The sequence below is a fragment of the Paenibacillus camerounensis genome, assembly GCF_000723885.1.
Classification (GTDB): Bacteria; Bacillota; Bacilli; order Paenibacillales; family Paenibacillaceae; genus Paenibacillus_AQ; species Paenibacillus_AQ camerounensis.
Genome location: NZ_CCDG010000006.1, coordinates 53,763 through 72,786 on the forward strand (window position 1 = coordinate 53,763; position 19,024 = coordinate 72,786).

Annotated in this window: 17 protein-coding genes; 5 read left to right on the forward strand and 12 right to left on the reverse strand. The window is 52.6% G+C overall.

Going from position 1 to position 19,024, the window contains the following annotated elements; genetic code table 11:
* Positions 1-9 precede the first annotated feature (9 nt).
* Positions 10-669 (reverse strand): potassium channel family protein, encoded by a 660-nt coding sequence (locus tag BN3772_RS02050; protein WP_042180670.1) that lies wholly within the window; start codon positions 667-669, stop codon positions 10-12.
* A 190-nt stretch (positions 670-859) separates the two neighbouring features.
* Between BN3772_RS02050 and sspI the strand changes: the two genes are divergently transcribed.
* Complete coding sequence (sspI, locus tag BN3772_RS02055) at positions 860-1,105, forward strand: small acid-soluble spore protein SspI (RefSeq protein ID WP_042180672.1); 246 nt, start codon at positions 860-862, stop codon at positions 1,103-1,105.
* A 78-nt stretch (positions 1,106-1,183) separates the two neighbouring features.
* Here the strand turns inward: sspI and BN3772_RS02060 are convergent, their stop codons facing one another.
* From BN3772_RS02060 to BN3772_RS02115, 11 genes are all read right to left on the reverse strand, one after another.
* Positions 1,184-2,767: a peptide chain release factor 3 gene (locus BN3772_RS02060; protein WP_042196154.1), complete on the reverse strand. Its 1,584-nt coding sequence runs from the start codon at positions 2,765-2,767 to the stop codon at positions 1,184-1,186.
* Between the two features lie 247 nt (positions 2,768-3,014).
* Positions 3,015-4,247 carry an MFS transporter gene (locus BN3772_RS02065; RefSeq protein ID WP_042196156.1) on the reverse strand — a complete coding sequence of 411 codons (1,233 nt, stop codon included), beginning with the start codon at positions 4,245-4,247 and terminating at the stop codon, positions 3,015-3,017.
* Between the two features lie 207 nt (positions 4,248-4,454).
* Positions 4,455-6,005: a glucose-6-phosphate dehydrogenase gene (gene zwf / locus BN3772_RS02070; protein ID WP_042180678.1), complete on the reverse strand. Its 1,551-nt coding sequence runs from the start codon at positions 6,003-6,005 to the stop codon at positions 4,455-4,457.
* 326 nt (positions 6,006-6,331) lie between these two features.
* On the reverse strand, positions 6,332-7,231 hold the full coding sequence (locus BN3772_RS02075; RefSeq protein WP_042196158.1) for a YwmB family TATA-box binding protein: 900 nt from the start codon (positions 7,229-7,231) through the stop codon (positions 6,332-6,334).
* A gap of 403 nt (positions 7,232-7,634) precedes the next feature.
* A complete protein-coding gene (locus BN3772_RS02085) occupies positions 7,635-8,285 on the reverse strand; it encodes a response regulator (protein ID WP_042180683.1) in 651 nt (216 codons plus the stop codon).
* Between the two features lie 15 nt (positions 8,286-8,300).
* A complete protein-coding gene (locus BN3772_RS02090) occupies positions 8,301-9,314 on the reverse strand; it encodes a sensor histidine kinase (RefSeq protein WP_231576527.1) in 1,014 nt (337 codons plus the stop codon).
* Positions 9,315-9,375: 61 nt separating this feature from the next.
* Positions 9,376-10,023, reverse strand: a complete 648-nt coding sequence (gene liaF, locus BN3772_RS02095; RefSeq protein WP_042196163.1) for a cell wall-active antibiotics response protein LiaF — start codon at positions 10,021-10,023, stop codon at positions 9,376-9,378.
* A gap of 280 nt (positions 10,024-10,303) precedes the next feature.
* Positions 10,304-11,008 (reverse strand): PspA/IM30 family protein, encoded by a 705-nt coding sequence (locus BN3772_RS02100; RefSeq protein WP_042196165.1) that lies wholly within the window; start codon positions 11,006-11,008, stop codon positions 10,304-10,306.
* Between the two features lie 2 nt (positions 11,009-11,010).
* Entirely contained in the window at positions 11,011-11,493 is a 483-nt protein-coding gene (locus tag BN3772_RS02105; protein WP_042196167.1) for a PspC domain-containing protein, read from the reverse strand.
* A gap of 4 nt (positions 11,494-11,497) precedes the next feature.
* Positions 11,498-12,175 carry a PspA/IM30 family protein gene (locus BN3772_RS02110; protein WP_042196169.1) on the reverse strand — a complete coding sequence of 226 codons (678 nt, stop codon included), beginning with the start codon at positions 12,173-12,175 and terminating at the stop codon, positions 11,498-11,500.
* A 53-nt stretch (positions 12,176-12,228) separates the two neighbouring features.
* Entirely contained in the window at positions 12,229-12,531 is a 303-nt protein-coding gene (locus BN3772_RS02115) for a LiaF transmembrane domain-containing protein (protein WP_042196171.1), read from the reverse strand.
* 313 nt (positions 12,532-12,844) lie between these two features.
* Here BN3772_RS02115 and BN3772_RS02120 point away from each other — a divergent pair, with 313 nt between their 5' ends.
* The 4 genes from BN3772_RS02120 to BN3772_RS02135 all read left to right on the forward strand — a co-directional run bounded on the left by BN3772_RS02120 (position 12,845) and on the right by BN3772_RS02135 (position 18,976).
* A complete protein-coding gene (locus BN3772_RS02120; RefSeq protein ID WP_086074351.1) occupies positions 12,845-14,698 on the forward strand; it encodes a glycosyltransferase in 1,854 nt (617 codons plus the stop codon).
* A complete protein-coding gene (locus BN3772_RS31475; protein ID WP_086074352.1) occupies positions 14,695-17,043 on the forward strand; it encodes an exosporium glycoprotein BclB-related protein in 2,349 nt (782 codons plus the stop codon). The genes BN3772_RS02120 and BN3772_RS31475 overlap by 4 nt, the downstream gene beginning before the upstream one ends.
* A gap of 218 nt (positions 17,044-17,261) precedes the next feature.
* Positions 17,262-17,948 carry a response regulator transcription factor gene (locus BN3772_RS02130; protein ID WP_042196173.1) on the forward strand — a complete coding sequence of 229 codons (687 nt, stop codon included), beginning with the start codon at positions 17,262-17,264 and terminating at the stop codon, positions 17,946-17,948.
* The gene (locus BN3772_RS02135) at positions 17,945-18,976 is read left to right on the forward strand and encodes a sensor histidine kinase (protein ID WP_052380336.1); all 1,032 of its coding nucleotides are present in this window, start codon (positions 17,945-17,947) and stop codon (positions 18,974-18,976) included. Before BN3772_RS02130 ends, BN3772_RS02135 begins: the two co-directional genes overlap by 4 nt.
* Positions 18,977-19,024 lie beyond the last annotated feature (48 nt).

Genomic DNA, 19,024 nt, shown 5'->3' on the forward strand with positions numbered 1-19,024 from the left:
CTCACCTCTTTATTGATAAGCCATCTCCAGCTTTGTCAGATTATCCTTGTGCCCAACGATGACCAGCACATCGCCGTCTGCCAGCCGGTCCTCGGCTCTTGGCGTGATGTTCATTTCTTCACCCCGGCGGATAGCCATGACGTTGCAGCCGTATTTGGCACGGATGTCCAGCTCCAGCAGGTTTTTACCGAGCATCTGCTTGGGGACTTTCATGTCCAGGATGCTGTAGTCCGGAGACAGCTCGATATAATCAAGGATATTCGGCGAAGCCAGATGATGCGCCACCCGTAAGCCCATGTCCCGTTCCGGATAAATGATTTTGTCTGCGCCGATCTTGCTGAGCACCTTGCCGTGCAGCTCATTCCTTGCTTTAACCAGAATCGCCGGCACTCCCAGATCCTTAAGGATCAGCGTAGTCAGAATACTGGCCTGAATGTCTTCGCCGATCGCCACAACGACAACGTCAAAATTACGGATTCCCAGCGCACGCAGCGCTTCCTCATCAGTAGAATCTGCGGATACGGCATGGGTCACAATACCGGAGATCTCCTGGGTGCGCTGCTCATCTGTGTCGATTGCCAGCACATCGTAGCCCATGCCGCTGAGCGCCTTGGCTACACTCGAGCCGAAGCGTCCCATCCCGATAATCGCGTATTGTTTTTTAGCCATGTCCGTGTACCCCCTGCAGCATTTTTCGTCTCACACAGTATAGCATAAGGGCGGCCAAACTTGAATTTTCACTGCCGCCGCAGGGCACATTAGTACAGGGCATTTTGAATGGAGCCTGTCCTGTAGCGGCAGCCTGTTCAAGAGCTTCCGCCCGTTGAAGCTTTGCATTTAATTAAGAAGGAGGTGCACAATGCCGGTAACCATTGATTTACGCCAGGCTATTCTTCATAAGGTGCACGGCCAGTCAGAGGAAGGGCTGCGCTCAATGATTGAGGGCTCTGTAGACGGACCGGAGGCCGCGCTTCCGGGACTTGGTGTCGTATTTGAAATGGTCTGGAAAGACATTGGCAAGGCCAAGCAGGATCATGTCATCGGACTGCTGCACAGGCATCTGGAGGAGATTACTCCCGGAGCCATTACTACTGAGCAGAGATAGACAGCCAAAAACCTCCGCTCTCATAACGTGCAGCTGCACCGTTAGAGGCGGAGGTTTTTGTTTTATACATTCATGGCATTAAGGAGCCGTCTCGAGGAACTTCGCAGTAGGATTCTTATCTATCGCTGTCCGCATGGCGTACTCATTCTCGAACAGCACGACATAGTTGCCCTTTTTATCCGTTACAAGTGTAGAGTTAATCCGGAATTTCGAAGGGTCCGGCTTATTCTCATCATCGACGATCCAGCGGGCGAACTGATAGCTCATACGCTGCAGCATAACATCTACGCCATATTCGCCCTTCATCCGGTATTCGAACACCTCGAACTGCAGCTGGCCGACTACGCCGAGCAGAATATCGTCGAAGTTAACCGTACGGAACACCTGGATCATGCCCTCTTCTGTCAGCTGGTCAATCCCTTTTTGGAACTGCTTCGACTTAAGTGCATTTTTGATGCTCACTTTGGAGAAAATCTCCGGTGAGAACGTAGGCAGCTCATCGAACTCCATCTCGCCGGCCTGGCTCAGCGTATCACCGATGCGGAAGATACCCGGGTCAAACAGACCGATGATATCGCCCGGATACGCCTCTTCGACAATATCGCGGTCCTGGGCCAGGAACTGCTGCGGCTGGGACAGCTTGATGTCCTTGCCTGCCCGTACATGCTTCACACTCATCCCGCGCTCGAACTTGCCGGATACGATCCGCAGGAACGCGATACGGTCACGGTGGGCGGGGTTCATGTTGGCCTGGATTTTGAATACATAGCCGGTAAATTTCTGATTCGTCGGCTCAATGGAACCCACTGTACTGCGGCGCGGCTCCGGCTTCGGTGCCAGCTCCAGGAAGTTATCGAGGAATGTCTGCACTCCGAAATTGTTGATCGCACTGCCGAAGAAGACCGGAGTCAGCTCACCGCGCAATACTTTTTCATAGTCAAAAGCGTCACCCGCCACATCCAGCAGCTCCAGGTCCTGGCACAGCTGGTCATGCAGATATTCTCCGGCCATCTCACGGATAATCGGGTCACGGTAGCTCTCAACCTTCTGCACCTTAATCACCGAGTGATCGTCACCCTGGAACAGCTCCACCTGATTCTTCATCCGGTCGTACACGCCGCACAGCTCACGGCCGCTGCCGATCGGCCAGTTCATCGGTACGGAGCGGATGCCCAGTACATTCTCCAGCTCATCCATCAGATCGAACGGGCTCTGGCCTTCACGGTCCAGCTTGTTGATAAAGGTAAAGATCGGAATGCCGCGCTTCGCGCACACCTGGAACAGCTTAATCGTCTGTGCTTCCACACCCTTCGCCACGTCGATCAGCATGACCGCGCTATCCGCAGCTGTCAGGGTCCGGTAGGTGTCCTCACTGAAATCCTGGTGACCAGGGGTATCCAGAATGTTGACCCGGTGATCCAGGTAATCAAATTGCATAACGGAAGACGTTACCGAGATTCCGCGCTGCTTTTCTATTTCCATCCAGTCACTTGTCGCATGCTTGCTTGCTTTACGGGCCTTAACCGTTCCCGCCAGCCGGATTGCGCCGCCGAACAGCAGCAGCTTCTCCGTAAGTGTTGTTTTACCCGCATCCGGGTGGGAAATGATCGCAAACGTTCTGCGTTTGTCCACTTCCTGTTGCAGTTTCTGATCCGGTGTCATTGCACATATCCCTTCATATATAAATTCATGCTGCCTCTTCCATCGCACAAGGCTATGCTCAAATCGGCGCTCTGCTCATAAGTACAAATCCCTTCTACCGTAGATTCTTTATTATCCAATAATAGTCTCCGGTTCAACCACCAGTGAAAGCATCCTTTAAAGTATATCAAAATCCGGCAGACATTATCTACAAAAAAGCAGCGGAAGTCAAATAAGTTGTTAAAATGGACCTGAAAAAGCCGCCATACTACCCCGCTGCCGTTTCAGCTTCCGCATGGGTCTGATCTGCCCCGATGTACCGCTTATTCAAAAAGAGCAAAACCATCATGGAAAGCATTACACTCGCCGCACCAAGCATCCAAATTACAGTATAGCCGAACCGTTCCGCAAGCACACCAAGCAGTAAGGTGACAGCAAAGCCGGCAAGTGATTGAAGGGCGGACAGGCCGGAGGTGAATGTGGCTCTTTTACCCCGGGGAATGAAATCCTGTACCCATGCGCTGAATAAGGAGAACTCCAGTCCAAGCCCGAATTCATACAGGATCAGCCCCGCAATAAATATAACCGGATGTGCAGACAATCCTGCCAGCAGCAGCCCTGCGGCCGAAATCACCATTCCCGTGCAGATAATCCGCACAGCCGGAATTCTGCGCTTCACCAGAAAAGAGCTGCAGAACGACGACAGACTGATTACAGCCATAAAAACGGTCAGCAATCCTCCTAAGGAACCTGTGGGCAGACCCAGCTCATTTACTCCGTATACCTGCCAGCTCAGCAGAAAAGCAAGCAGGGCCGCATGGCTGAATATACTTTTCAGCAGAATGAACCGCATCAGCTTATTCCGGGCAAATTGAATGGTCGTGATATACACCTCTTTAAAAATCCCGTCCTCTGTCCGCACCCCATAATTGTCACTGAACCGCAGCCAGACGTAGAGGCCAAGCCCAACTGCCACTGCCCCCGCTATAGCAACCGGAAGATAGAGGTAAATATTGCTGCTAAGGGATGCGAGCAGTGCTCCTGCAACCGCAAATGCCGAGACATATCCGTTCAGGCGCGGCAGTGCAACATTTTTATACTCCGGCATACCCAGATCATCGAGCTTATCCAGATACCAGGCCTGCGGCGAGCCGGAAATCAATGCAACCCCCAAAGACATCACAACCGCAGAAACGATGTAGACCGCCAGATTGCCGGCAAATGCAAATACAGTCAGACCGCCGCCCCAGATTATAAATCCGATAGCCGTCAGTCGCTTCCTTCCGTATAAGTCGGACAGATTGCCGCTTGGGTAATCAAATATCGCAAGAGACAGCGAGGATACCGCAAAAATAATACTGATCTGCAGCGGATCAATCCCCCTCATGCTCATCAATACGATAAAAACCGCTCCATACATCTTATCAGCCAGACTATAGCCGCAAAGCATCGTTCCGAGAAAAAAACTGTACTGCTTGTGAGCCTGCCCTGTCCTCTTCATCAAAGAATGCCCCATTCCTGCAACAAAATTATGTAGGCCTTCGGCGGCTTGCTGTGCTTCTCCAGAATGCCTCTCTCTACATTTAATGGGATTATATAGCAAGTTAAGTGAATTGGAATCCTTTTATTGTAACTTTCATAAAAAATACAAAAACAGCGGTCCCCCCTTCATCGGGGAACCGCCGTTCTGAAATCTATAGCGCTGGTACTAGCTGTTCACACGCCATACCACATTATCCTCATCCTGTCCGTTCACCGGCCACCAGTGGAAGCCGTCCTGATCCAGCAGCTGATCTGCTTCTACCGGGCCCCACGAGCCTGCAGGATAGGACGCCAGATCATTGTTCTCTTCCTTCCACGCTTTCGCAATCCGGTCTACAAACGACCAGGCCGAGGATACTTCATCCCAGCGGGTAAAGTAGGTCGAGTCACCGCGTGCCGCATCATGCAGCAGGCGCTCGTAGGCCTCAGGCGAGTTGATGCCGACCATGCAGCTCTGGCAGAAGTCCATCGCCAGCGGCTGAATTTCCGACTCTGAACCCGGCTTCTTGGCATTGATCTTCACGTAAATGCCTTCCATCGGATTAACGCGGATAACGAGCAGGTTCGGCTCAAGCTTATGCTTCTGGCCCAGGTATACGTTAGTCGGCATACCTTTGAACTCCACAACCACTTCTGTCGTCTTCACAGGCAGGCGTTTGCCGGTACGGATGTAGAACGGAACGCCCGCCCAGCGGAAGTTGTCTACAAAGATACGGGCCGCAAAATACGTCTCGGTATTGGATTCAGGATCTACCTTATCCTCCTGGCGGTAAGCCGGCAGGCTCTTGCCTTTGTAGAGACCTTGAGTGTATTGCCCGCGCACCACGTTCTCGCGGACTTCTTCAGAGGAAGAGTAAGGACGCAGCGAACGTAGTACCTTAACCTTCTCATCGCGGATATCTTCAGCCAGCAGACGGCTTGGCGGCTCCATTGCAATCATCGTCAGCAGCTGCAAAATATGGTTCTGTCCCATATCACGCAGGGCTCCCGCATGATCATAATATCCGCCGCGCTCTTCTACCCCGACCGTTTCACCGAGGGTAATCTGAATGTTGGCAATATGCTTATTGTTCCACAGCGGTTCAAAGAACGCATTCGCAAACCGGATAACCTCAATGTTCTGGACCATTTCCTTGCCGAGATAGTGGTCGATCCGGTAAATCTCTTCTTCCTTGAACACCTGGCGGATCTGCTCATTCAGCTGCTCAGCAGATTCCAGATTGTAGCCGAACGGCTTCTCGATAACCAGACGGTTCCAGCCTGCGCCCTGCAGCATGCCTCCGGCTTTAAGGTTGAACGACACGCTGCCGAACAGCTCGGGAGCAAGCGCCAGGTAGAACATCCGGTTACCCGGAATCTGGAATTTCTCTTCAAGCTGCTCCGTCTGCGCACTCAGCTCACGGAAGCCGTCAACATTATTGATGTCCAGCGATTTATATTCGAAATGCTGAACAAATTCGTTCCATTCAGCAGCATCGGCTACCTGATAACGGCAGAATTCACGGATGGATTCTTTCACATCCTCACGGAATTCCTCCTGGGTACGGGGACGCCGAGCCACGCCAATTACCGCAAAATCATGAGTCAGCTTGCCTTCACGGTACAAGCTGTATATCGCCGGGAAAAGCTTACGGCGGGCCAGATCTCCGGTTGCCCCAAAAATAAAGAATACAGCACCGGGTGTGTGCAGTGCATCAAGGGTTTGATTTTCAGCCATGGCTCCTCATCTCTCTGTATGTAATATAGTTATTGACAATCATTCTCAACAAGCCGCATAACGGCGTGATGTCATTTTATCATATTCGCAGTAAGGATGCTATCACATTCCTGACAGTTTTTCTCGGGATTTCGTAATTTTCCATTACTCTTTCTTATTCATTTTCATACAGCAGCTTATATTCCGGCAGCAGAGGCTATTTCTTCAATACTTGCATATTATACCTTCCGGCAAAAAGCTCCGCAAACGCGGAGCCCGGTTTGCGGAGCTTTGTATTAGCATGTACTGAAACGGACGGGTTTATGACGATAATATTGAGCCGCTCCTTAATATTCGATCGTTATGAGCGGCAGCCCGATGGTCACACGGTTACTGTTGTCATTGCTGTTCTTGTGTACGGCAGCCTGCAGGGCTAATCTGTGCTCACCGCTGTTCACATATCTCTGTGCACCAGTGATGCCGTACGAACGGCTGCTGGTGACGTCATCCTCGTAGCTTTCCAATGCCTCTAGTCCATCCAGACGCTCAGCCATTGTCCCCTCTACCCGCTCAAGCGCTTCACCGGATGATTCCCCTGCCGGCGATGTGCCTTGCAGCGAAGCATTCCACTCCGGTGTGATGCCGGCGGCCAGCAGCTGTACTCCGGCATCTGCTGCTACAGTCTGAAATGCAGCTGCCTGCAGCAGCTCCCGTGTTTCCACCGTCACAATTACATAGCTTACGCCTTCGCCCAGCTCACTCCAGAACAATGACATGCTGCTATGTGAATCCAGCGGACGGGAAGCCCTATAGGTTACGTGACCGTCTTCCTCAGTGGCCTCCGGCGTGCCGAGTCCGAGCTGTTCGGCCAGCCGGGCTGCTGCAACTGCATCATTAACATCTGATTGAGACCCGTTTTGTACTGCCGCAGGTACAGCTGCCTGATTCGCGGCAATAGCCTCAGGGGCAGCTGCCGCTATAACGCTGTATTCCCCCTGCCATTTCACAACCAGCCGCAGCGGAGAACCGTCCGCGGTTACCTCGCGGCCGGCCGAGATCAGAAGGTCCAGTGAGTGAACCAGCTGCTCCGGGCTGGACGCAGACAGCGTGGTGTCTGCTCCAGCTTCCTCGGTATTCGTGCGGCTGGCCCCGCTTGCGAATCCCGCAAGCAGCACCACCAGCAGGCTGAGGCCAATGATGACCAGCGTTAACTTCCCCGTCCCTTGTCCATATCTCCCCGGCTGCATTCCGCATCTCCCTCTCTCATCCAATCTAGCAATCTACTAGAAAGGATAGCCCGATTCGGGAGGAGTTATACTTAATTAAAAGAATGTATGCAAACAATCCGGAGCCTGCCATTTGTCCACCGCGCTCACGAGACAGAAACTTGCAATCTCCGCACACAAATAGCCAACACAGGAGAGTATCCTCTTGTGTTGGCTATACAAGCACCGGAAGACTAAGTGAAGGGCATTTCTGCCTCTCTTTTCGCCCATTTGCCCATCCGAGCTGAAATCAAAGGCATTTTTGCCTCTCTTTTCGTACATTCGCCCATCGGAGCCGGAATCAAGGGCATTTCTGCCTCTCATTTCGCCTCCCAGCCGTGCCAAGCAGAAATACTCCATCCCGTACGAGGCCTGCCAGGCGAGTTCACTCCGCAAGTCCGTTCTTATATGCATAAATAGCCGCCTGGGTCCGGTCCTCGACGCCCAGCTTGGCAAGCACGTTGGTGACGTGAAACTTCACAGTCTTGATCCCGATGATCAGCTGATCGGCGATATCCTGATTGGATTTGCCCTGGGCCAGCAGCTTCAGCACTTCCATCTCACGTTCCGTGAGCTCCTTGTAGGCCGGAGCCTCTGCTTTGGCGTTATTGCGGAAGCGGTTCATCATCTTGGATGCAACCTGAGATTCCAGCACAGATTGCCCTCTGGCTGCAGCACGGATGGCATCTGCCACCTCACTCGCCCGGGAGGTCTTCAGCAGATAGCTGAAGGCTCCAGCTTCAATCACAGGGTACATTTTCTCGTCATCCAGATAGCTCGTCAGCACGATAACCTTGCAGTCCGGGTACAGCTTGAGCAGCCGTTTGGTTGTTTCAATGCCGTCCATACCTTCCATGACCAGATCCATCAGCACCACATCCGGATTATACTCCTGGGCCAGCCGGATGCCTTCCTCTCCGCTTCCGGCTTCGCCTACTACTTCTATACCCTCTTCTGTTCCAAGCACTGCGGCAAGTCCGATCCGCACCATTTCATGATCGTCCACCAGCAGAACTTTGATTTCTTCTGTTTCCATGGCTGCTCTTGCCTCCTATTCATTGACCAGCGGTACAGTAATTTCAATTCGCATCCCTTTACCGGGCGCTGTAATGAATTGTATTGATCCGCCGGTTTCCGCAATCCGCTCCTGCATATTCGACAGCCCGTATGAGGTCTGTTTGCTGTCATCCATCTCAAATCCGATGCCGTCATCACGCAGCGTCAGACGGACGGCATCGCCCCTGCGGTGCAGCCGGATCTCCATCTTCTCCGCCTTGGCGTGGCGCAGGGTGTTCGATATCGCTTCCTGCACAATACGGAACAGATGGTTTTCAACCCCTTTAAGCAGCTGTACATCCGGATCCATCTCGAAAATAATCTCCATCGGCACCTTGATCTGCAGTTCCTTAATCAGCTCCTGAAGTCCCTGCTCCAGCCCTTTGCCTTCCAGATACACCGGCCGCAGATGCAGCAGCAGCGCCCGCATCTCAGACTGGGCGACCGCAGCCATCTCTTCGATCAGCGCGATCTGGCGCTGGGCCTTGTCAAAATCCTTCTCCAGCGTTCTGCCCACAGCCGTCGCAGTCATGGAAATGGCGAACAGCTGCTGGGACACAGCATCATGCAGCTCCCGGGCCAAGCGCTGCCGCTCCTCGATAATCGCCGATACCCGCGCCTGCTCGGCCAGCTTCGCATTGTTGGTGGAGAGCCGCTGCAGGGTATTCACCTGGTTCTCCCACTTGCCGCTGATCCGGCCAAGCTGTTCGCCCAGACGGCCAAGCTCATCGCTGCCTAACACCGGCATTGCCGGGGTAAGATTGCCCTTTTCCCACGCGACCAAGGTTCCGCGAAGCCGCTCCAGCCTGTGCTTGAAGCGGAAGCTCTGATAGAAGCCGAAGCAGACTCCGAAAACGACCGGCAGCAGGATCAGCGTTACTCCGGTGCGGATTCCAATCTCCCAATTCTCAAAAGGCTGCAAATAACCGTATGTATACATAATGTACAAGAAAACCAGCAGCATGACAAAGGAGAACAACGCCCCTTCACCCATGCTGCGCGTCACCATGCTGCTGTTCTTTTTATCCACGTACAGGAGCCTCCCTTTCTCATAAAATGCCATGCTGCATTCAGGATATTCTTACATCCAGATCCCCCATCAGATAGGAAATGCTGAATTTTACCTTTTGCTCGCTGGTATCGTAGTTGGCAGACTTCCAGTTCAGCCGGTTCATCATCCCTGTATCGCGGTGGCTGCCGAATTCAATCGAGCCGAACAGCACGAATGCCTCAATCTCTACGCCATAGTCCTCGGACAGATGAATATCTGCGTCACTGAAGATTCCCTGAAACAGCATGATGGTCTCCTTCTCCTCAGCCATTGCCAGTGAAAGGTCAACATCAACCTCGCCAAGCACATGCCATGCACTGAGACTGCGCATCACCCAGGGCGACAAATCCCAGTCGAACCGTGAAGAGAAGCCCTGCTTCTGCATAAATCTTTTTCCCTGCTGCAGCCGTTTCGATTTGACGTAAAACGCGCCGAGTGAGATCAGACAGATGCCCAGTACCAGCAGCAGATGATCCAGAAGCAGCAGCACTGCGCCAATTCCCAGCAGCTTATAGCCCTGCTTCACCTTGCCCGAGGTTGTACGGTATATCCCCATGAGCAGGAACAGGAGTGCAACAACGGAGAAAAATCCGATCCATTTGCCAAATATCATCAAGCAGCCCACGCCAATCAGTCCGATGGCAATCAGACGGTTCCGTTTATCCATAGCGCACCTCCTTAAAGTTTTGCGGAGCAAAACTATCTTCGTAAGCATTTTCTACGTTTTGCGGAGCAAAACTATCTTCGTAAGTCTAAACTATATAGGAATAACAGGGGAATCAGATCCTCTGCTTTATTTTCAGCTTTAGAATAAATTTAATCCGCAAACCGTAAGTTCATTATATAAGCGCATCCCGCTATAAAAGCCATACCGGTATGGTGACCCATACCGTATGGCTTTTACCTTGTTCAGCATATCATATCCGCCTGCTTTTTAGGAACAGGGATTAATCTTCTTTTTTGTCCAGAGACGGTGCAGATGGGGGATTCAATTTGTTCTTCAATGCGGCAAGCTGTTCTTCCACCTTTAGCTGCTTCTCAGCATCAACCGGCTTGTTGTACAGGCCGGCAGACGGGCTGTAAGGGGCACGCATAACGTCTGCTTCTGCTTCAAGCTGCATGATTTTCTCTTCCATACGGTGGAAGCCGAGAGATGCGCTGCCGCTTTCAATGGAATGCACGCTGCTGATCTGGGACATCTGCTTCTTGGCCTTAGCCATCTGGGCGCGGGATACCAGCTCATTGCGTTTGTTGCGCAGCTTGTAGAACTCATCCTTCATATCGTGCAGCTGCTGCACCAGCTCCTTGGCCTGCACTTCTGCCTGGGCGTGAAGATCGCCGTATTCCACTTGCTTCTGGTCGAAGTAGATTTTCTCCTCCAGCAGCTTGCGGGCAACCTCCTCCTGACTGTTCTTCAGTGCCAGCTCAGCCTGGGCTCCGCGCTGTCCGGACATTTTAGCTGCTTCCTCAACACGCTGCTTCATGCGGCGCTCGTTCGCCATCTGTTTGGCAACTGTAACCTCTGCTTCGTGGATCTCTGCCTCCATATCGCGCAGATACTGGTTCAGCATTACGATCGGGTCCTCTACTTTATCCAGCAGGTCGTTAACCGACGCCTTTGTCATATCCTTAATCCGTTGAAATACTCCCATGATTAAACTTCTCCCTTCTCGTATTTAGCAAGTTTTTGTTTGAGCTCTTCGACTTCTTTCTGCAGTGCCTTCTTCTCAATATCCTTCATCATGGCATCCAGGCCGGAATCCTGGCCGGGATAGCTGTTTGCTTTGTCATAGCCCGGGTTCGGGTTATAGCCCGGCTGTCCGCCGTGTCCTCCAGGGGCGCCGTAGCCTCCCTGTCCCTGCGGGCCGCGTCCGTATCCGGGGCCGCCGGCATAGGGACCGCCATAGTGGCCTCCGGGTGCTCCGGGTCCGGGGCCGAACGGATTATACTGCGTCGGCTCCTTTGGAATGATCAATGCTGCAATGAAATATACAAGTATTGTCGCGCCTCCGGTAAAGGGAATGCTGACGAGCAGCAGAATCCGGAACAGGGTAGAGTCAATGCCGAGTGTCTCGGACAATCCTCCTGCCAGCCCTGTCATTACCTTGTCGCGGCTTGAACGATACAAACGGGTCATAGCACTACTCCTTTCCGCCATTGTTAAGCTTCTCCTTGAGCTTAGCCATTTCTCTTTCCAGCACAGTTGCTACTGTCTCGCCGGCCTGCACCGCGTATTCCTGGCCCATGCGGCGCAAATCCCGCAGACTCTTGGCTTCCAGTTCCCAGTCATTCATCCGGTCTTCAAGCCGTCCGAACATTTTGGGAACATCGCTGCCGCTGCCGTAGGCAGTTGCCCTCTGGTTCATGCGCTGCTGAAGTCTCAATGACTCCATCCGTGCCGCATAATACTGGCGCTTGTTATATACTGTCTGATATTCAACCTTAAGCTCGTTCAGCTGGCTTTCCAGATCATACAGCGATCCCTGGCTCTGTTCCAGCAGCCCGCTGTACTGCTCCAGCTTCTCTTCGTGAATAATTTTTTCCTGCAAAGCCATCTTTGCCAGATGGTCCTCACCGGCCTTGAGCGCCAGCAGCGCCTGCTCCTCACGTTTGTTTCTCATAGCTGTTGCCTGATTAACCTGTACCTGCAGCTGCTTGGTATGCGCAGCATACTGCTGGTACAGCCGCTCTGCTTCAGCGATCTCCTCACGGGTCGAATGTAAGAACTGATCAATCAGCTTCACCGGGTCCTGGCTTTGTTCAAGTCGTTCATTTAGATTAGCTACGGTAATATCCCTCATGCGGCGAAAAACACTCATGATTTCCTGCTCCCTCCCTGCTTCTCATTAAGTAAACTTTACAGCCTGTATTCTTAGTATGTTCTGCCTCTTCTGCCTTTGAGCACCGAGATGCCCCAGACAACCAGCGCAACCCCGAGCAGTGGCCCGATGATCCAGGACAGCTTCGAGATTAAAGCAATGACACCGATGAACAATACGATCCAGCCGATAATTTTGCGCCCGCTTTTAATTCCGTAGTATCCGAGAGCCACGAGCAGTACCGGGAACAGGATTCCGAATATTCCATGGATCAGGTGGGGCAATACCCCGAGCAGCATAACCGCTCCAATCACAATCAGCGCAATAGCAAGTCCGTTACCTTTTCTATTCTGCATTTTTTTCTCACCGCCTTTCGTTGACCTCGTTCTTATAGCTTTATTCTAGGGTAATCTGCAGACTTTCAAAACAGACCGCGGACGGTTTTACTAACTGGACCTTAGTCGGGGAGGGTGCCGGACCAGCGATGCCGGATAAATGCCTTTTCAGCCTGAAATCTGTTTGATATGCAGATAATTGCGCAGATAGATAATATTTTTCAAAAAGATTCTGCTTTTCCAGTGAAACAAGTCGATAATTGTCAAGCGTTTGTTCAGAGGTCTGTGATATATTGTGATAAATGTCATACACAATAGAGTCCGGAGGAATTTGATGCAGACCTCGATAATTGTTCTGGCCCAGCAGCTCCCGCTGCTTAAGTCATGCCTTGCCAGCATTGACCTGTTCACTGCTTCCCCCTATGAGCTGATTATTATCAATGACGGCGGGGACCAAGAAATTAGCAGCTACCTGACTCTCTTCAAAAAAGCCCGCTCCTTCGCAACCAATGAACGCGTTGGTGTAGCCGCCGGCTTCAACTTGGGCGCCTCTATGGCTCAGGGGGATTATCTTATCTTCATACGCGATCACATGATCGTCTCTGAGGATTGGCTGGAAAGTCTGCTCGGCTGTGCACGCAGGTATCCTTCGGCTGCAATGATTGGTCCGGTCAGCAATGATGTGAGCGGTCCGCAAAAGCTGCCGGTTGTATGCACCGTAATGGATCAGCTCGATCATATCGCCAGATCCTTCGCCCTCTCCAAAGCAGGACAAGCCAAATCAACCACACGGCTGCTCAGCCAACTGCTGCTTGTACGCAGCGAAGCCTTCCGGGAGCTCGGCAGATTCGATGAACAGTTCGGGCTGGAATCCTACGAGGATGATGACCTCTGTTACCGCGCAATTCAGGCCGGTTATAGTCTGCATATTGCTCTGGATTGTTTTGTCCGTTACATTCAGCCTCCCCCGCTCTTTCCGGATAACCCTGCATGGTACAGTACTCAACTGGCTGTCAACAGGGAAAAAGCCTATCAAAAATGGGGATTCGACCTCACAAACACTCTATATGAAATGAAACGCAGGATTACAGTAAGCTTATGCATGATCGTCAAAAATGAAGAAGCCACCCTTGAACGCTGCCTGGACAGTGTACTTGGTCTGGCAGACGAAATCATTATTGTAGATACAGGCTCTACCGACCGCACAAAGGAAATTGCCAGCCGTTATACAGATAAGGTTGTGGACTTCACCTGGGTAGACGACTTCGCCAAAGCGCGGAACTATGCCTTCAGCCTCGGAACACAGGAATATCTGTTATGGCTGGATGCGGACGACGAGTTTCTGCCTGCTGACAGGGAAAAATTCGTTGCGCTTAAGAACGCCTTGGACTGGGACACAGATGCGGTCTCCATGAACTATAATCTCGCATTCGACGAACACGGCAACGTGACCTCCAGCCTCACCCGCAACCGTCTGGTCAAGCGGGAGAACGGGTTCCGCTGGTTCGGCGTTGTACATGAATATCTGGAGGTAAGCGGAAAGATTCACCGCTCGGATATCTCCGTTACCCACGGCAGAGTTCACGGGAATTCTGACCGGAATCTGCAAATATATGAAAAGCGCTACACTGCGGGCGAGATTTTCTCTACCCGTGATATTTACTACTTCGCCAATGAGCTGAGAGAGCATAAGCAATGGGAAAAAGCGATTTCCTTCTATGAAATGTTCCTGCAGCAGGTCGACGGCTGGGTGGAGGACAAGATTAATGCCTGCGGCAGCCTTTCTGACTGCTTCCGCGAGCTTAACAGCCTCCAGCAGGCCAAAGCCAAAGCTCTTCATTCCTTCTCCTTCGATCTGCCGCGTGCAGAGAACTGCTGCCGGATCGGGAGCCTCTACATGCTGGAGAACGATTATGCCAAGGCCATTTACTGGTACAAGACGGCAAGTGAGCTGGCTAAGCCTTTGGATAGCTATGCCATACTTCAGCATGCCTGCTGGAGCTGGCTGCCTCATCTGCAGCTTGCGGTCTGTTATGACCGGATCGGCCAGTACGAACGGGCCTGCGCCCATAACGAGGCAGCGGCGGAATTTATCCCAACTGACAGCAAAGTGCTGGCGAACAGGGCGTATTTTGAATCCTTGGGCGTTGCAAGACAAACATATACTTTAGGGGGAAGCAATAAATGAGCAAAAAGCAACCGGATATCCAGTACACTGAGATCCGCATGGATCAGGTGAACGCCAAAAGGGATATCAAGCCTGTACTTATGAAAACATCAATGGCGGTCATGGTGCTCAGCCAAACAGCAGGCTTGCTGCCAAGCTTCGGACTCGGCAGCACAGGTGTTGCCTCAGCTGCAGAGAACAAAGGATTTAACGATGTAAGCAGCAGCTCTTGGATGTACAAGTATGTCATGAAAATTGCTGCACTGGGCTTTGCCGAAGGGGATACCACCGGTAATTTCAACCCGAAAGCTCCGTTGACACATCAGGAGGCAGCCATTATGGCACTCCGTTTCCTTGGCGTTGATGCTCCTGCCCCGGCTGCTTCCGCTTCTTCACTAGAAGTAAGTGACTGGGCGAATGCCTGGGTGCAAACTGCTATTAATGAAGGATTAATTAAGCCTGAAGAGGAAATGGCAGCAGGCTGGGGTACCCAGAATGCCAGCCGCGAGTGGCTTACGCGGCTTGTTGTCCGGCTGATTGACAAGGAGAATGAAGCCCTTGCCTTAACCAGCGAAGCTCTTCCCTTCAACGATGAGAACCAGATTGCAGCATGGGCAACCGGCTATATCAATGCCGCTTCCCAATTAAAGCTGGTGCAGGGCTTTGAGGACAAGACCTTCAGGCCTTCCGCCGATGTAACCCGTGCGCAGGCTGCAGCTATTTTCAGTCTGGCAGAGCGGTATGCCCCGGTTGAATCAGACAATGTGGCCCGCGGTAAAATCATCAGTGTGACTGGCGGCAAGGTCGGTGTACTGACAGAGGCTAACCAGACAGTCAATCTGACTGTTGACGGCACGACCCTTATATTTGGAACAAACGGAGAAACGGCATCCGCTTTGGCTGTCGGCCAGCCTATTACAGCTGTTTACAGCAACGGTATTGCTTCTTATGTTGAAATTGCTGATATCAGTAAAGCGGAAATTACGCTGCCAAAAGGAGCCACCGGGGCTGCCGGGGCAATGGGTGCCACTGGGGCTACGGGTGCAACGGGGGCTACTGGCGCGACTGGAGCAACGGGCAGTGCAGGGTCTTCCGGCGGGCAAGGTGCAGTAGGCGCAACAGGAACCGCCGGAACTCCGGGACCTGCCGGAGAAGTTGGCGCGACTGGAGCAACGGGGGCTACCGGACCTGCGGGCGAAGTTGGTGCAACTGGTGTTACCGGGGCTACGGGAGTTACTGGAGCCACTGGAGATACCGGCGCGACTGGCGCTACAGGAGTTACTGGAGCCACTGGAGATACCGGCGCGACTGGCGCGACTGGCGCTACGGGAGTTACTGGAGTCACTGGGGCGACTGGCGCGACTGGCGCTACGGGAGTTACCGGAGCGACTGGAGATACCGGCGCGACTGGCGCTACGGGAGTTACTGGAGCCACTGGAGATACCGGCGCGACTGGCGCGACTGGGGCGACTGGTGTTACTGGTGCTACTGGAGATACCGGGGCTACGGGAGTTACTGGAGCCACTGGAGATACTGGCGCCACTGGGGCGACTGGTGTTACTGGTGCTACTGGAGATACCGGGGCTACGGGAGTTACTGGAGCCACTGGAGATACTGGCGCCACTGGTGCTACTGGAGATACCGGGGCGACTGGGGCTACGGGAGTTACTGGAGCGACTGGGGCCACTGGAGATACCGGGGCTACCGGTTCGATCGGAGATACAGGTGCTACCGGGGCCACTGGCGCGACCGGAGATACAGGCGTGACCGGGGCGACTGGGGCTACCGGGGCGACTGGAACGACTGGAACGACTGGCGCTACCGGGGCTGCTTCCACCTCCTTTATCCCATTCTCTTCCGGCAGCCCGGCTACAATGAAGACTTACCTGGGTGGCGTGCAGAAAGATGTAGCCCTGATTGGCTTCGGCAGCGCTCAAACTATTAACCTTTCCGGATCAACCATCGATCTTACCGGCGGCTCCGGCACAAATATCAACTACGCATTCTCAGCACCGGCTAACGGAACCATTACATCCCTTAGCGGATATTTATCGCTGACTAACGCCATGTCATTGATCGGCAGCACGATCACCATTACAGGACAGCTATACGCCAGTACAACACCTAATAATGAATTCACTCCTATTCCTGGAGCCATTGTAACACTTGCACCTTCAATGACAGGAATTCTCTCGGTCGGTACAACAATGAACGGCATCACCACCGGGCTCAGTATTCCAGTCACAGCCCAAACCCGGCTGATGATGGTCTATACAGCCACAGTAGTCGCCGGTTTAGACACCGCAACAACCATTAACGGTTATATCAGCGGCGGCCTTGCAATTAATATCCAGCAGACTCCTTAATAGCGGTAATCCGGCAGTTTAATCCGTCCTACTCTTATAACATTCATCTTTAAGCTTTAAGGCTGTCATGCCGCAGGATATCTGCGGTGCGGCAGCCTATTTATGCTGCTGAAGCGCCGTCCGGTGTGCCGGAACAGCTTGCAGAATCCGGAGTCAACCCCACATAATATGGTAATGAAACAGCGTTCATCAGAATGAAGCTGTAAGGAGGCCTCCTCTTGAAAACCCTATTAATCGTCGAAGACGACCGCAGCCTGAACAAAGGCATCGCCCTCTCCCTTGCCCAGACCGGTCTGCAAATCGAACAAGCCTATACACTGGCTATGGCTGAGCAGATTTTCGATACTACCAGAATTGATTTGGTTCTGCTGGATATTAACCTGCCCGACGGAAGCGGCCTGGACTATTGCGAGAAGCTGAGGAGAAGCTCGCAGGTACCGGTTATTTTTCTGACTGCGAACGACATGGAGCCTGATATTGTTACCGGATTTGCTCTTGGCGGGGATGATTACATTACGAAGCCGTTCAGCCTGATGGTGCTGCGGGCCCGGGTAATGGCTGTACTCAAACGGACTGCCCCGCAGGCTGACGAGGTGCTCACGTTCGGTGCGCTGAGCCTTGATTTCGGAAAGCTGGAATTTTATAAGCACAGGGAGCCATTGGCTTTTAGCAAAACAGAGCTTAAGCTGCTGAACATCCTGGTCTCGAATCCCGGCAGCATTTTAAGCAGAGAGCAGTTAATCGATAAAATCTGGCTGCAGGACGCGGAGTTTGTGGATGAGAATGCCCTGACTGTTGCCGTAAAACGGCTGCGTGCCAAGCTTGAGGACGATCCTGCCTCACCCAAATACATCAAAACCGTCTATGGCCTGGGGTACACCTGGGCGGAAAGGCCACACTTATGATTAACAGCACTGTCCCGCATCCCCGCCGGCTCCGTTATCTTTTCTCTGCGGTATTTCTGCTTCTATTAATCGGCTATTCGGGTACGATTCTTTATCTGGAAGGGTTCAGTCCGGCACTTCTGCAGCTTACCCTGCTCTTCCTGATTGCCGTGCTCGGTACGGGTGCTCTATATAACCGTGTGCTGCAGCGGCAGCTTACAGGCTTCATGGATACGGTGGAGGAAATGGTGGACCGGGCGATTCACGGACGGGAGCAGCTAACCCTTTTTGACGAGACCCGGCTGTCCTCCCTTGAGCATAAGCTGCTGCGCTATATTGAAATGGGCAAGGCCAACGAGCATAACCTGGCTGCGGAAAAGAACATGATCAAGGAGCTGATCTCCGACATCTCCCATCAGACCAAAACGCCCCTCGCAAGCGTTCTGCTCTACAGCCAGCTGCTTGCCGAAACACCTGATCTAAGCCCGGACACCCGGCAGCTGGTGGAGCAGATCGGGATCCAATCGGAAAAGCTGGATTGGCTGATTACCTCACTAATCAAATTATCCAGGCTGGAGACAGGCATGATCCATCTGCAAAGTGAAGTAAGGCCGGTTGCCGCAACCATTACCAGCGCCCTCTCCCACCTGTATACACGCGCCGGCAACAAAAACATCATCATTAACATAGACTGCGATCCGCTTACGTCAGCCCGCCACGATTACAAATGGACCAGTGAAGCGCTGTTCAACCTGCTGGAGAATGCTGTGAAATATACGGAGCCGGGCGGCAGTATCCGGATTACAGCGGAGGGCAATGAAATGTTCACCAGGATCGAGGTTGCTGATACGGGAATCGGAATTCCGGAGGACGAGCTGGAGCATATTTTCAGGCGCTTCTATAGAGGACATAACGCCAGGGAGGTTGAGGGGATCGGAATCGGGCTTTTTTTGGCGCAAAAAATCATCAGTATCCAAGGCGGTTACATCACAGCAGCATCGCAGCCAGGTCAGGGAAGCAGGCTTACCCTTTATCTCCCCCAGCTCTGAATGTGTCAGTTCCGTCAGATTTCAGACACTGCCCGGTTAGAATGGTCT